At 49.2% G+C, this 14,324-nt stretch carries 17 protein-coding genes and 1 pseudogene; 12 read left to right on the top strand and 6 right to left on the bottom strand.

Annotated features, from left to right (window positions below; translation table 11 throughout):
• Positions 1–172: 172 nt before the first annotated feature.
• A complete protein-coding gene (locus JD108_RS22920; RefSeq protein WP_323958417.1) occupies positions 173–1,447 on the top strand; it encodes a UDP-N-acetylmuramoyl-tripeptide--D-alanyl-D-alanine ligase in 1,275 nt (424 codons plus the stop codon).
• A 90-nt stretch (positions 1,448–1,537) separates the two neighbouring features.
• Positions 1,538–1,756, top strand: a complete 219-nt coding sequence (locus tag JD108_RS11025) for a hypothetical protein (protein ID WP_198829851.1) — start codon at positions 1,538–1,540, stop codon at positions 1,754–1,756.
• A gap of 61 nt (positions 1,757–1,817) precedes the next feature.
• Here the strand turns inward: JD108_RS11025 and JD108_RS11020 are convergent, their stop codons facing one another.
• Positions 1,818–2,648 carry a prohibitin family protein gene (locus tag JD108_RS11020; RefSeq protein ID WP_198829850.1) on the bottom strand — a complete coding sequence of 277 codons (831 nt, stop codon included), beginning with the start codon at positions 2,646–2,648 and terminating at the stop codon, positions 1,818–1,820.
• 332 nt (positions 2,649–2,980) lie between these two features.
• Between JD108_RS11020 and JD108_RS11015 the strand changes: the two genes are divergently transcribed.
• Positions 2,981–3,148 carry a hypothetical protein gene (locus tag JD108_RS11015; RefSeq protein WP_198829849.1) on the top strand — a complete coding sequence of 56 codons (168 nt, stop codon included), beginning with the start codon at positions 2,981–2,983 and terminating at the stop codon, positions 3,146–3,148.
• A 48-nt stretch (positions 3,149–3,196) separates the two neighbouring features.
• On the opposite strand, the gene JD108_RS11010 is transcribed toward JD108_RS11015, so the two are convergent.
• Positions 3,197–3,574: a PH domain-containing protein gene (locus JD108_RS11010; RefSeq protein ID WP_198829848.1), complete on the bottom strand. Its 378-nt coding sequence runs from the start codon at positions 3,572–3,574 to the stop codon at positions 3,197–3,199.
• 470 nt (positions 3,575–4,044) lie between these two features.
• On the opposite strand from JD108_RS11010, the gene JD108_RS11005 reads away from it, so the two are divergent.
• Positions 4,045–4,392: a DUF2512 family protein gene (locus JD108_RS11005; RefSeq protein WP_198829847.1), complete on the top strand. Its 348-nt coding sequence runs from the start codon at positions 4,045–4,047 to the stop codon at positions 4,390–4,392.
• Between the two features lie 76 nt (positions 4,393–4,468).
• On the opposite strand, the gene JD108_RS11000 is transcribed toward JD108_RS11005, so the two are convergent.
• On the bottom strand, positions 4,469–4,648 hold the full coding sequence (locus JD108_RS11000) for a DUF6954 family protein (RefSeq protein WP_198829846.1): 180 nt from the start codon (positions 4,646–4,648) through the stop codon (positions 4,469–4,471).
• A gap of 167 nt (positions 4,649–4,815) precedes the next feature.
• Positions 4,816–6,447, bottom strand: coding sequence for a catalase (locus JD108_RS10995; protein ID WP_198829845.1), 1,632 nt, complete (start codon positions 6,445–6,447; stop codon positions 4,816–4,818).
• A gap of 214 nt (positions 6,448–6,661) precedes the next feature.
• On the opposite strand from JD108_RS10995, the gene JD108_RS10990 reads away from it, so the two are divergent.
• The 8 genes and pseudogenes from JD108_RS10990 to JD108_RS10955 all read left to right on the top strand — a co-directional run bounded on the left by JD108_RS10990 (position 6,662) and on the right by JD108_RS10955 (position 11,623).
• Positions 6,662–6,847 carry a type Z 30S ribosomal protein S14 gene (locus tag JD108_RS10990; protein ID WP_198829844.1) on the top strand — a complete coding sequence of 62 codons (186 nt, stop codon included), beginning with the start codon at positions 6,662–6,664 and terminating at the stop codon, positions 6,845–6,847.
• Positions 6,848–7,268: 421 nt separating this feature from the next.
• The gene (locus JD108_RS10985) at positions 7,269–8,390 is read left to right on the top strand and encodes a M48 family metallopeptidase (RefSeq protein ID WP_198829843.1); all 1,122 of its coding nucleotides are present in this window, start codon (positions 7,269–7,271) and stop codon (positions 8,388–8,390) included.
• 170 nt (positions 8,391–8,560) lie between these two features.
• Positions 8,561–9,734, top strand: a pseudogene (locus tag JD108_RS10980) (flavin monoamine oxidase family protein).
• 144 nt (positions 9,735–9,878) lie between these two features.
• Positions 9,879–10,142, top strand: coding sequence for a hypothetical protein (locus JD108_RS10975; protein WP_198829842.1), 264 nt, complete (start codon positions 9,879–9,881; stop codon positions 10,140–10,142).
• A 63-nt stretch (positions 10,143–10,205) separates the two neighbouring features.
• On the top strand, positions 10,206–10,406 hold the full coding sequence (locus JD108_RS10970; RefSeq protein WP_198829841.1) for a hypothetical protein: 201 nt from the start codon (positions 10,206–10,208) through the stop codon (positions 10,404–10,406).
• The gene (locus JD108_RS10965; protein ID WP_198829840.1) at positions 10,403–10,732 is read left to right on the top strand and encodes a hypothetical protein; all 330 of its coding nucleotides are present in this window, start codon (positions 10,403–10,405) and stop codon (positions 10,730–10,732) included. Before JD108_RS10970 ends, JD108_RS10965 begins: the two co-directional genes overlap by 4 nt.
• A 183-nt stretch (positions 10,733–10,915) precedes the next feature.
• The gene (locus JD108_RS10960; protein ID WP_198829839.1) at positions 10,916–11,191 is read left to right on the top strand and encodes a hypothetical protein; all 276 of its coding nucleotides are present in this window, start codon (positions 10,916–10,918) and stop codon (positions 11,189–11,191) included.
• Positions 11,192–11,266: 75 nt separating this feature from the next.
• Positions 11,267–11,623 (top strand): DUF6547 family protein, encoded by a 357-nt coding sequence (locus tag JD108_RS10955; RefSeq protein ID WP_228728383.1) that lies wholly within the window; start codon positions 11,267–11,269, stop codon positions 11,621–11,623.
• A 128-nt stretch (positions 11,624–11,751) separates the two neighbouring features.
• On the opposite strand, the gene JD108_RS10950 is transcribed toward JD108_RS10955, so the two are convergent.
• Positions 11,752–12,432, bottom strand: a complete 681-nt coding sequence (locus JD108_RS10950; protein ID WP_198829837.1) for an SOS response-associated peptidase — start codon at positions 12,430–12,432, stop codon at positions 11,752–11,754.
• Positions 12,433–12,610: 178 nt separating this feature from the next.
• Positions 12,611–13,954 (bottom strand): group II intron reverse transcriptase/maturase, encoded by a 1,344-nt coding sequence (gene ltrA, locus JD108_RS10945; protein ID WP_198829836.1) that lies wholly within the window; start codon positions 13,952–13,954, stop codon positions 12,611–12,613.
• Positions 13,955–14,324: the final 370 nt, after the last annotated feature.

The following is a 14,324-nucleotide window of genomic DNA, read 5'->3' as shown; positions in this document are numbered from 1 at the left end:
CCCCCCGGAATGCTGCCGTCGTCGTCGATACTGATCGGACAGGAAACAGCTCGAAACTTATGCATTTCTATTCTTTGCTCATCGGCCGATAGCAGCGATCGGGGAACGGCCATCTTTTCTCTTCAATGAAAAATTGCTGTCTTCCATCTGGAGAAGAAGGGAACGGACTGTTTTGAAACGTAAACCGATCATCATCGCAGTGACCGGCAGTGCAGGCAAAACGACGACGAAAGAAATGATCGCCTCCATCCTGCGGAGGAAATGGCCCGTCTACAAGTCTCCCGCCAACCGCAATCTCATGGTGCACACCCGTGCTCATGCCCGCCGCATACGGCCGACCCATAAGGCTGCGGTCCTCGAATACCGCATTCCCAGGCGGGGCAACCTCCGTCAGCACTGCCGCATCTTCCAACCGTCAATCGGCATCATAACCAATATCGGTACGGCCCATCTCGGCCATTTTGGCGGCTCCCAGCGCCGACTGGCGATGGCCAAATCGGAGCTGATCCGCCATATGAAGCCACACGGCATCATTTTCCTCAATGCCGATTGTCCCTACACTCGCCAATTCGGCAAGCAGCCATATCGCGGCCGTTTTCGAGGAAGAATCATTACCGTGGGGATCAAACGCCGCGCGATGTATGCCGCACGCAACATTCGCCATACCCCATCCGGCTTGACCTTTACCTGTGTTCTAAATGGGGTGAACGTCTCCTTTTCCATCCCCATCCCGGGGACGCATAATATCATAAACGCCTTGCTGGCTATCGCAGTCTGCCATCAACTCGGACTTGCCGCCCAGGACATTCAGTCCGGACTTCTCAACTATCCCCGCCCCAAGCGGCGTCTGACGGTGACCCGGCATCGCCATCAGATTACCGTCATCGACGATACTTACAGCGCCAATCCCTCGGCTGTAATGGCCGCGCTGAATGTGCTGAGGCAGATCGGGGCTGGGCTCGATGCTGGAGCTCGGCAAGTATACGCGAAAGGGACACGCTCTCGTCGGCCGTTACGCCTCGAGAAAACGCCTTCACGCACTCTATCTCCTCGGCCCTTCCACGAGATTTACGTACCGGGCGGCCATCCGCTCCGGCCTCTCCAAAAAGAGGGTCAGATATTGCAAGAGCCTTCTGCAGCTTCACCGGTTATTGGCCAAAAACCTGACGCCCCACTCCACCATCCTCGTGAAAGGCTCACACCGGCTTCACATGAATCGAACCTCCCGATTTTTGCGAAGGCTCGCCAACCGTATGCCAGACGTGCTGGCCCCGAACCCGTGCCAATCTATCATGCCGAAGGCTCTGCACCTTTTATGGAAAATGTGCATGCGTCTTCCGGTTTTACGCCGCAAGAGGCGGATTACTCCGCGCCGCTGAGCACGGAGCCCGACTTTGTACCGGCCGTCGAGCTGTTACCTGACGAGACGAACGAAACTTCTCCCTGAACGGCCACAACCCTTCCTCATTGAAGGGTTGTTTTTCGTTTTGGCGGGAAAGACATCTTTGGTATGATGGAGAGAAAGGAGCGTGGTTAGATGGACAAATCATTTTATTATCAAGTCGACCAGCAGCAGGTTGAGGAATACCGGAAGATCCTGGATGTAATGAAAATCCCCTACACCATCGAACCCCCCGTGGCTTTGCTCAGGGATGGGGCCGATCGGTATACCATCGTCTTTCCCAGCATGTCAGGCAGATTGTATGAGATGGTGCGCAAGCTGTTTCGCGGAGACGGTACGGCTTATCCCGGGTAGGTCCCGTCTTCCGCAAAAAAACCCTTCGACGGTTTCCCGCCAAAGGGCCAGATCCATTTGCTTATTTGTTATCTACGTTGATAAAGGGCGTGGCTCCCCCCGTAACGTTCGGAAGTTTGCCGTCCCAGCGGCGGATCGCTTCCAACTGCGCTTCGATCTGTCTCAGCTGGATCAGCTCGGGCGTCACTTCCTGCTTTTGCAGGCGCAGCGCTTCGGCCTGGGCCTGGGCTTTCGTTATTTCCTGCTCTTTCTCGATCTTGATCCGCTCCAGATCCAGCTTGGATTTGAGCGCTTGCTGCTCCGCTACCTGCTTCGCTTCGATCGCCCGGTCAAACTCTTCGCTGAATTTGAATTCACGGATGTTGATTTCATCCAAGATAATATAGTAGGAAGAGAGCTTAGCGGCGAGCACCTCTTTTACCTTGGTGCTTACTTCGGAGCGCTTGGAGATCAGCTCTTCCGCCGTGTACTGTGCGGTGACGGCCTTCAGGGCCTCCGCTATCGCCGGATCGACAATCCGCGTGGCGTAATCCATTCCTACTTCTTGATACAGCTTGTTTACACTGTTGGCGTCCAGATGATGGTTGACGGCAATCGTGGTCGCAACCGTCTGTAAATCGCGGGAGGCTGAGGTCTGGCTGGTCTCCGATTTCTGCACCCGCACTTCCATCGGCACCACTGTCTGAATAAACGGGATACGGAAATGAAGACCTTCTTCAAAGACCTGTGGCTGAACGGCCCCCAATTGCAGAACGACACCACGATGGCCTGCCTGAATAATCGTGACAGATTGAAACACGAGAAAACCGACAAGAAGAGCTAGAACAATGGTAATGATCGCTTTGGGCGTCCCCATTTTGGGATTTAATTTGGTTACATTTTGAGTTTCCATTCTCGTCTCCTTTTCATTTTCTGATCCTCATGTCTTTATACGCTCCTCCATCCTTTTCGTTTCAAAATTTCTGAATCTTACTGAATGGTAAAAAAAAGACCGCCCAGGTCCGGGCGGCTGAGGGGTAGTGTTGTGATGCGACGTTACCCTCTAGACAGGAGAAAGCTTGTCCAATGTTACAAATTTGCATGAAAACAGTCATATTTCCTTAGGGAATGGCCGCTCTTGGGAAACCACAAGATGCTCTATGCTTACATCTGCACTAGGAAGATTTGCCTGAATAACAAGACGCCTGCTCGCACACTGTAAATCGTTGAGGAGGTGAAATCCCCATGGCGGATCAAAAGCGAGAGCAGCGCCCCGGCGCAGGGCATGATCAGGTGCACACGGTCAAATCTACGCTGGATGAGAGCGAGATTGACAAGCGGCATGAATACCAGATGTTTCCCACCCCGGACCAGGGCGAAGCAGCCGAAGAGAGCAGAAAGCTGGAGATCTGAAAGTCCGTCACCTTCACGATTGTGGAGGTGTTTTTCATGCTGCTCGTTCTACCGCAGCACGTACTCGGCGAGCACACTTTGTACCGCGTAAATGTTCAGGCTTTTTGTAAACTGCTTTTGAATCGGCTCCGCTTTTCCCGAGACCCAGATTTTCAGTTCGGCGTCCAGGTCAAAGTGACCGGCCGTCTCAATGCTGAAATGAGTGATGCTTTTGTACGGAATCGAATGGTACTCCACTTTTTTGCCGGTTATCCCTTGGCGATCGACCAGAATCAGGCGCTTATTCGTAAAGATAAACAGATCACGGATCAATTTATAGGCGGCTTCCACCTGTTCGGTTTTGGCCAAAACATGTCCAAACTCTTTCTGCACCTCGGCCGTATTCATTTCCGACGCATTTCCCAGAAAGCCATCGAAAATCCCCATATTACCCGCTCCTCCTTGCTATATGGCCGGTTGCCATCCGTCCATACATACGTTTTTATCCATGCTTCTATGCTAAGGTTTTTCCAAAATTAACCAAAAGAGATCTCGCCGTCGATCGAGCGTCTTGCTGTCGACCCAAAATGCGTGGTGGCACGTCCTTTTGAGGTAGAGGGGGCAACGCGGTCGCTTCGCCACAATCACCGGAGTCGACGGGGCAGACTATGTTTTTCGGGCTCACGCAAATCTGCTTCCATTATATCAGAATTTCCAATACTGCCTGTAAATTCTTGTGGTGCCAGATCCCCCTTGCAAAGAGGGGAAGAGCCGTATCCGCGTCGCGCGACGAATTCCATCTCCTCGTAGCAAGAAAAAATAGCGGCTCGAAGTGGACGAGAGGAAAAGATGCCGCATAACCTCGCGGGGGAAACGGACATAATATCCGTAATCATCCATACAAAGGAGTGAATGGAATGAACCGCTTTTTGCTAAAGCTGGTCTTGAACGGCATCGTTTTAATCCCGCTACTATACTGGTTTACGGAGATCACCATCTGGCAAAGCATCCTCGCCTCCGTGGGCTTGACCATTATCGCCTATTTTATCGGCGACCAATTTATTTTGCGCGCGTCGAATAATTTGGTGGCCACCATCTCGGACGCGATTTTGGCGGCTGTCTACCTGTGGGCGGTGGCGGTCATTTTCAATTGGGATCTCAATCTGGGCGAAATTCTGTTTACGGTAGCCATCCTCGGTATCGCGGAGTTTTTCTTCCACCGCATTCTGGGCAGAATCGACCAGCCCGACCGACAAAATACCTGATCCCGAGAATAACCTGATCAGGCGAAAGGCTTCTCTCCCGTACAGCCATCGGACTGTACCGGCGGGAAGTCTTTCTCTATTTCCGCAGCCATGTACGCCAAGCAAAAAACAGCAGCAGATAGATAATCAGCACGACCAGAAACGTAACCCCTCTCTCCCCGATCGTACCGTCAGCGAACAAAATCGGACCCAGCCCAAAGAACGTCACCAATGCGACGACGATGATCATCAGAACGTACCCAATCCCTCTTTTCATCGGAAATACCACTCTCGCTTCCTCTTCGATTTAACTGGACCATCCCGTACCCGCCCTGTTGCCCATCCATGCACATATGGAATGACCCTTCCGTACCTCATACGGGAAGGGTCTGGTGAAAGCCATTTTTCGTGTCGGTTGTCGCTGCCATTGTCGCTTCCAGCGCACTAATAGCCGTCTGATTTATGTCCCATCTTCTCTGCTTGTTCCATCGCCTGGTCTGATGCCGCCGAGCTGGTATGCGCCTGCATGTCCTGCTTCGCTTTTTCCAGCCCTTCGCGCACGCGTCTGCCGTACTCGGGATCGGCTTTCGTAAAATACTCCACCATCTTTTCCTGAATCTGAGGCTGACAGATCTTCAGCGCGTCCACGAGATTGGCGATCAATTCATTTTTCTCTACTTCGTCAAAAGCGCGATAGGTCTCGCCTGCCTGGGCAAAATCATTGGCGCGTTCGATTTTTTGCCGCACCAGCCGGGCCTCGTAATACGGCTCGTGATCCTTTCCGCGCTTGGGGGCTTCGGTCAGTCCACCCAGTGTCGACGGTTCATAATCGACGTGGGGATTTTGTCCCGGTGCCATGTCGACTCGGTACTCCATCTGCCCGCCCCGTTGATTGGTCGCCACATGCTTTTTCGGCGCATTGATCGGCAGCTGCAGATAATTGGTTCCGACACGGTACCGCTGGGTATCGGAATAGGAGAAGGTGCGCCCCTGCAGCAGCTTGTCATCGGAGAAGTCCAAACCATCCACGAGCACACCTGTGCCAAATGCCGCTTGCTCCACTTCGGCAAAGTCGTTCTCCGGATTTTTGTTCAACACCATCTTTCCGACGGGCAGGAAGGGAAACTGCTTGGGATCCCACAGCTTGGTCGGGTCGAGCGGATCGTAATCCAGTTCGGGATGCTCACCGTCGCTCATGATCTGGACCAAGAGCTCCCATTCCGGATAATTTCCTTGTTCAATCGCTTTGTAGAGATCCTGGGTGGCGTGATTATAGTTGGTCGCCTGAATTTGGTTTGCCTCTTTTTGCAGCAGATTCCGGATTCCCTGCTTCGGCTCCCAGTGGTATTTGACCAGCACCGCCTCGCCATCCTGATTGACCCATTTGTAGGTGTTCACGCCCGACCCTTGCATTTGCCGATAGTTGGCGGGAATACCCCACGGGGAGAACAAAAAGGTGATCATATGGGTCGCTTCAGGCGACTGGCTGACGAAATCAAACATCCGCTCCGGATCAGGCAGATTGGTGACCGGGTCCGGTTTGAAGGCGTGCACCATGTCCGGAAATTTTAACGGATCCCGGATAAAGAAAATCTTCAAATTGTTTCCGACCAGATCCCAGTTTCCATCCTCGGTATAAAATTTCACGGCAAAGCCGCGCGGATCACGGAGCGTTTCCGGAGAATGCGCGCCGCCAATCACCGTGGAAAAACGAACGAAGACAGGGGTTCGCTTGCCTGCCTCCTGAAAGAGCTTGGCCCTGGTATATTTGGACACCGGCTCGTCACCCACTTTTCCGTAGGCTTCAAAATAGCCGTGCGCTCCTGCGCCTCTGGCGTGCACGACCCTCTCGGGAATCCGCTCGCGGTCAAAATGGGAGATTTTCTCCAGGAAGTGGTAGTTCTCCAAGGTCGTGGGTCCTCTGTTTCCCACCGTCCGCACATTTTGATTGTCCGTGATGAGATGACCTTGCCGGTTGGTCAGGGTGTTTTCGTTCTCCCCTTCGGCAAAACGCTTGTCATGCGAGCCTCCGACGCCGGTAACGGCTGTCCCGTCCTCATTTCTGTTGACATCCATGCGTAAGCGACCTCCATCCCTTTCTTTTCGCTTCTAGATTGTCCATCGGTCTGCCCTGCTATGCAGAAATTGCCAAGGATAGAGGCAGGGGCAGAGGTGCAGCACCGACGATTTGCCCAGCCGTTTCCACTGTGTCGATCCCTCGTCCCGTGTTAGAATAAAAGACTTGCCGAACAGATGTCGGCAGGAATCTTATAAAAATCAAGGAGGTCGTATGGCAAAGAAATCGAAGCTCGTAAAACAACAGCGCCAGCCGAAATTTAGCGTTCGCGCTTATACCCGCTGTGAGCGATGCGGTCGTCCCCACTCGGTGCTTCGTAAATTCAAGCTGTGCCGGATCTGTTTCCGCGAGCTGGCCTACCTGGGACCAATCCCTGGTGTGAAAAAAGCCAGCTGGTAAAGGGATGATTGGTCAGTGGATGAATGGTCCGCAGAGAGTGTTCCAGATGAATAACCGTTCTGCCAGACAGAACGTGAACCGATAGAGATTGTACGTGCAGCACCCGTTTTGGGTGCTTTTTCTTTTGCGCTTGCCCCTCTACTTCGTCCCTAATCGGTATAATACCAGAGAGCCAGAAGTGAAAAGAGGAGCACTGCCAGAGAAGCCGCTAGCAACTTCCATTTGTCCTCTCTTTCACTATGCAGCCAACGGCCAAATAAAATGAAACTTAGCGCAAAAAGTGAAAAAAGGACGATATTCATGAGTATAAAGATATGCATAGTCCCACCCCGCTTGCCATGAAGTAGATCCGCTCCCTGTTTTCCACTATTTTCCTCACACTTCTTTCTGCAGAACTCTCCGATATCCTGCAACCGAGAACATGACATCACACACGCGCGACACGTATGGACGTGCGCTGTTCGAAGACATTCAAAAGCAACCGAACCCGTTTGCCAAAAAGGGAACGAGCGAGCGGATCGCCACGCTACTATCTCTGCTTATCATCGGATTCTCGCTTGCGGGATTGGTGGCAGGTGTGTACGGACTTATCAAGTGGAACAACAGTCCTCTGATCATTTTCATTTGTGTGTTGATTCTATTGATATCATGGCTGTCACGTCCACGTCCCAACCGATTATCCAAGCAGGTAATGAGTCTTGCTGCTGCTAGCCATCCTCAGATACACAAAATTTTTAACCATATTGCAAAAGAGATGGGAATTGACCAACCTATCCAGTATGCTCTTTCCCCCAATTTTGAGGCATATATCACGGAAATCGGTTGGCGTAGAACACCAGTCGTTGTCATCGGTTATCCCCTCTTCTTTGCATGTACGGCCGAAGAAATGACTGCTCTTGTTGCCCATGAATTGGCACATTGCCGAAACAGAGACATCAGGCGAAGCGGATGGGTCGCCCATGCCTGTCGCATTCTCATTAACTGGAGTGACATGTTGAATCCTGACAAGCATGAAAACGAATCGGGCTTATTGCATCTCATCACCAATGGGATCATGCGAATCCTCTTTTGGATTCCCTACAGTCTGTTATATCTCCTCATCCATCTCTTTTGGAATCAAAGTCAGCGGGCTGAATACGAGGCGGATCGTATAGCTGCGCAACTTGCGGGGAGTGATGCGATGATCTCGATGCTACAGACCGTTCACCTCGATCATGTGTATAAAATGGTCGTGGGAAAACTCACTCTGCAAAAACAAAACGCTAACATGTGGGAACGCTTGCTTGACACGTTTTCATCGGTGCCGGAAAAAGAAAAAACGAGAATCCTGCGAATCCTGGAAAAAAGCGACATGAGCTTGGATACCACCCATCCTTCTACCTTTTTGAGGATCGCCATGATACGACAGGATCCACACCGTCCTTTGTACCAGATTTCGAAAGAAGATTACGAACGGATGTGCTCCGAAATCAATACTCCCGCCATAGAGAAAATGGAGCATCGGATCATAGAGACCTACCGCGCTCAATATTTGTCTGGATAGTAAACATTCGCTAGCCCGTGCTGCCATTTCCATGGCGAAGAGAATCGTTTGGCTCCCTTCGAGGGGGCTTTTCTATTTTATCGTAATTGGCGCCAGTCTCTCCCACGCATCACCTCTGGGCTAATCCCTGTATAACATATGGTCAAAAAGTGATTCTCTAGGGGATGAAAATGATCAATGACTCTTCACTAACGCAAGCACAGATGATTTCTTACATCAGAAATGGGTTACCCAAAACGTCCACTCCCAAAAACATCGTGATTGTAGGAGCAGGCATGGCAGGACTTGTTTCGGCCAGCTTGCTTAAAGAAGCCGGACATCAAGTAACGATCCTTGAAGCCTCCGAACGGGTTGGAGGCAGGGTACTCACGCTTCGTTCTCCTTTCGGTCATGGCCAGTACATGGAGGCTGGCGCGATGCGGATACCCAGCACCCACCCTCTCACGATGGAGTACATCTCCAAATTTCGTCTCCCTCTCAGCGAGTTTATAAATTTTACGCCAAATGATATTTTTTACGTTAATGGCGTCAAGACACGTCGGTGGATATATGAAAGATTTTATTTTGCAAGACCCAGAGAAGCATTGGCCGATGATCATCAAAAAGCGTATGATCAATATTCGATGGAACTTTTTATGCGAAACAACCCTGTAGGCCCGTCATTATCTCCAGCAGCGGTCAATTTGATCAATGTACTCACCGGTTTCGAAGGATTTCCGGAGCTTTCCTTCCTCGAGATTCTCGGCTCCCTCTACTCGGTTTTACGAAATAACCGGTGGTTTTGATAAACTTCCGAACGCCTTTCTTCCGTATTTACACAAAAATATTAGGAAGGCTATTCGTCAGCTTCATTACGTATCCTCGACGAAAATAGGTGTTCAATTTTCGCGCAGATTCTGGGAAGAACATGGTTTATATGGGGGCCAAAGTGTTACAGATTTACCCATTCGGCTTTCTTATTACCCTAGTCATCGCTACGGGGACCAAGGCGGAGTTGTCTTGGCTAGCTATACATGGGAAGATGACGCTTTGCCTTGGATTAGCATGTCCAAGGAAGAACAAGTGATGATGGTGCTTAAAGAGATGTCACGCATATTCGGTGATGTTGTGTACAAAACCTTTGTCACTGGATATGCTCATAATTGGGCGCTTCACCCGTTTTCCGCAGGAGCCTTTAGCTTGTTCAAACCGTTACAAGAAACGAATATAGGCCCATACATTTCTACTCCAGAAGGCAGAGTTCATTTTGCAGGCGAACATGCTTCTGATGAGCATGGGTGGATTCAGGGGGCAATTCAATCCGCCATTCGTGTCGCACATGAGATCAATGTAATATGCCCCTGATCAGTCCAACCCAAGCCGTAATCGATGTGGGAGGCTTTTCTTGTAATCGCCGTTATTCATTTCTATTTCTTTCCCTTACCGAAGGGAAATCGCATCAATGAATCGAACAAATATTGAAAAAAATAACGAAAGGCTGTGTACCTGATGCCCACCATTGACATTACGATTGGCCCCTTAGAAGAAAATCAAAAACGTCAGATAGCCAAGGGTTTTTCAAAAGTGCTGACGGATAACGGAATCCCCGAAGAAGCGATCACGATCCTGTTCAGACATGTCACAGGCCAGGACGTGCGAAAGGTGGAGGCTATTTCCCGTATTGGCCGGAAAAAGATAATTCTAGCGAGAAGTGAGGGAAGTCAGTTACCCTCACTTCTTTTGCGATTACCGACTTCTGTTCATATTTTGTAAAATTCTGTTAGGAGCGCGTTGTCCAGTTGTGATACAATATCCAAAAAGTTTAAGGAGTTATGCATGCCCGATATCCAACACCTTCTGCAAGAAAATGAGATGGCATATGAAATCATCAAGCACCGTAAACCGATTCGTTCAGCCAAAGAAGGGGCTGTATATTTCGGGATCGAACTTGGTCAAACAGCGCCAATTTTCATTTTGGAAACCGAGAATGGGTGCGACTTTATCGTAAATATTCTAGGAATAGGTGAACCTTTATGAACGACTTTCGTCAACACCAGAAACCAAAAGTAGTAACTCTATGTGGTTCAACAAAATTCAAGAAACAATTCCGAGAAGCAGAAGCGAACTTGACCCTGAAAGGCAGAATTGTGCTTAGTTTAGGTTTTTTCGAGCAAAGCGATCATATTGAAGTAACCGAAGAACAAGTTCAACTCTTTGAATGGCTTCACTTTCACAAAATCGATATGTCAGACGAGATCTTTGTTATCAATGTAGACGGGTACATTGGCGAAAGCACCAGAAAAGAAATTGAATACGCTACGCAACGGGGTAAGAGAGTAACCTATCTTGAGCCGATGATTTAAGAGTAAACCTATCACATATGGCCATCCCTAAGCTGAATCGGGTTTCACCAATCTCCTTCCAAGGAAATAGATTCCTTGGTGGCTCAAAACAAGCGATACCAGGATGTTCCATTATACATGCTAGGACGATTTAGGATAACCTGGTAATACTGAAGAAATTTCTTGGTTTTGGGGCTGGTCAAAATGAAAAATATGTATAAACTCCTCATTTTTTCACTAGTCATTCATCTATTGGTCTTATTATGTATATACGCTGTGGAGAAGTACGAAGAATCTAAGGTAATTCAAGAGCTCAATATGGAGTATGTAGCTACGCAAAAGGAGAATCCTGAAGCCTATGTCGTGTATTTCTTCTTCTCCTCACCTGAAGATGAGAAAGAGATCTATACATATTTCGTCATTACGATTCCTGCTGCGATGGGGATGTTTGTTTTGTTTAGAAAGCTACGTCAATTATGATTCGTTCAATTGCGGCTTCTCTAGCTGAATTCGCTACTATCGAGCTTATTCCAAACATTGAATGGAGAGATCATTGTGAAAAATTTAGACCGATACAAAGCCTTTATTGATGATCTAGTGAAGCTGCGCCCATGTGTAGAATCTGTTTGGGTTCAAGAAAATGCTTGGCCGAGGCTGCCGCAGAACGAGCCGATCAATCAGCTTTTGGACGTTCTCACTTCGGAACAAAAAAGCATTCTCTCCGCGATGCTGCAACAAGCTCGGGACGGAGGCATTCACGACACTCTTGCATACCTAAATGAGCGTATCACACTAGATGGTCTGCAAATTGTTGTTCAAGGCTCTGAGCTTCCAGTAGAGCCTTTTGATACCGAATTACACTACGACTGGGTATGTCGTACTCAAGGCGATGAGTGGCCAGATAATAAGTGATCGCTTTTACTGCTGTGACACTCCTTCTTGACGCTGGAGGAGCTCAAAAAAAGAAAAATAGCCTCCATTATCAAGGCTTTTTTATAGAGAGGATTGGTTATTACCCACTTGCCAGTCACCTCTTTCACCTAAGCGGGATCTGAAATTTCCTCAATGCACTCCGGGACATCGTTCTTAGGGCTACCCACCATCGCCGATACCGGATATGCCCTCATCTGTTCCGCATCATAAGGAACGAGCAGGGATTGCAGCAGCTCAGCGTCAAAGGTATCGCGGTCCAGCCAGATCGCTTCATCCTCCGGTCCGCGCAAAATAACCGGCATCCGATCGTGTATGTCTCTTACGACCTCATTGGGTCGAGTGGTGATAATCGTGCATGTGTGCAGCTTTTGACCGTCCGGCCTCGTCCACGTATCATACAGGCCAGCAAAAGCAAACAGCCCCTCGCTTTTCATCATGATGCGCATCGGTTGCTTACCCTTCTGCGTTTGCCGCCATTCATAAAAGCTGTCAGCCGGAATCATGCATCGTTTGCGGGCAAATAGATTCCGGAAGGCTGGCTTCTCGGTCAATGTCTCCGCCCTCGCGTTTATCATCTTATAGCCGATCTTCTCGTCTGATGCCCAAGATGGAACGAGACCCCATTTTAGTTTGCCAATCCGCCGCTTTCCTTTATCCGCTATAATGGCGGGAATCATCTGGCCGGGGGCAACGTTGTATCGTGGCTCGAGGTGAAATGCTATCTCATCGAGAATAAAGCGCTCCATCATTTTCACCGGGTCGGTGATGATCGTAAAACGTCCGCACATCGTTATCCCTCCTATCCTCATCTTATCCGATACAGAGATAAAATGAAAACGTGACTATCTCGACTCTCCCCCCTATTATCCTGCAGAAGTAGAGTAGAAAACTGAAACTTTTGGGCGACCATATGGTCGCCTTACTCATTTCAGCTCCCCCTCATCAAACCGTACGTGAGGTTTTCCCTCATACGGCTTTCCGATGCTCTTCTTTCTTTGGCATTCGGTAGTCCTCTCCGGCAAGTTTCACCAATGATCCCCGTGTGGCTTTCATTACCTCCCCGACCCTGGAATGCTTGTTTCGCACATTCCTTTTCTTGTTAACGAATAGCGTCAGCCTTTCTATTACATACCAATCAATTTTGTTTAACCATCTTGCTGCTATAGTTGAAATTGAATAGTAGTTCTTGAATCCCTTAAGCTTTCGATTAAGCCCTTGTACCACCTCATGCAGCGGCCAGTACAACTTGCTGCGCGGTTCGGTGTACATCTTAATTTTCCGTCTCATTTCTTTCATTGCTTTCTTGCTTGGAATATGTGACATGACATATATCCTTTTTCCACCTTTAATGAGAACGGGAAATTTTCGATGATGAAAACCGAGGAAGTCAAAGCCTGCGGTGTTGTCCCAGATATTGATCAATCGAGACTTTTCCTTGCTAAGAGTCAGGTCAAGTTTGCTCATAATGGCCTTTATAACCTGAATGCTTTCCAAGGCATCCTTTTTCGTCTTGCACATGACCACGAAATCATCGGCGTATCGAACTAATTTGCCAAGATGAGAAAATTGTTTCTCCCAGATTGTATCCATGTAGTTGAGGTAAATGTTCGCAAGCAGCGGCGAAATTACTCCTCCTTGCGGAGTTCCCCAATCCGTTTCATGGAACTGTACACCTTCCATGACACCTGCTTGCAGCCATTTTCGAATCAGTTTTAGTACTCTGCGGTCCGAAATCCTTTGCTCAACCAGTTTCATCAGCTTCTCCTGATTGATGTTGTCAAAGTACCCCTTGATGTCTACATCAACTACCCAATATGCCTGTTTGCTCGCTTTTCTGATTTGTGCAATCGCCTGGTGGGCATTTCGTTTCGGTCGGAATCCATATGAGCAATCTTTAAAGTCCGCCTCGAAAATTGGCTCAATGACCATTTTGGTTGCCATTTGGACAACTCGATCTCGTATCGTCGGGATGCCAAGCGGTCTTTGCTTCCCATCCGCTTTTGGAATGTACGTGCGTCGAACTGGTGCCGGATGGTACCGTTTTCTCTTTAGGTCGAGGTAGATTTCATTGAGGAATTTACTCTCTCCGTATTCATGTACAATTCTTTCGATTGTCTGTCCGTCCACTCCGCCGCTTCCTTTGTTGGCACGCACTCTGCGCCATGCTTCGGCGAGGATGTCAGGACGATACACCTTGTCATACAGAGCATGAAATCGCCGTTTTGGATTTTCCTTGGCACAAAGATATAGGGTTGTCCAAAGTTGTCGAGCTTTTGCATCGGTGTAGTTAGCAAGTTTACTTGCATTCACTCACTCTTACCTCCTTTCAACCCGTGAACAAAGCAGGGCTCCTTTCCTCCATGGAGTTTTGTTGTCTCCACTTCTCTGGTACTATGAGCCCCTCCGACTCCCTCTCTGCCGTCCACCACTTCCCTTACGGTTATAGGTTTCCGCTTTACACTCCGACGGAGTGTGCAAAGTAGGGTCTCCCCAGTTCCGTTCCTTACTTTCTCAGCATACCGTTCCCCTTACCCCGAGAGGTTCTTGAGTGCTGCGATCCAAGTTCTACACACCTTCCGTGGCCTTCGCCCACTTCCCCCAGGCTCGGCTCCTCCTTGTCCATCTTACAATGGTCTTTCTTAACGAGGCGGCAGGATTCACTTTATGTTACGGTCTGCTG

This window comes from Brevibacillus composti (genome assembly GCF_016406105.1).
Taxonomy (GTDB): domain Bacteria; phylum Bacillota; class Bacilli; order Brevibacillales; family Brevibacillaceae; genus Brevibacillus; species Brevibacillus composti.
The sequence above is the reverse complement of the archived record's forward strand: the minus strand, read 5'-3'. Positions and strand labels throughout refer to the sequence as shown.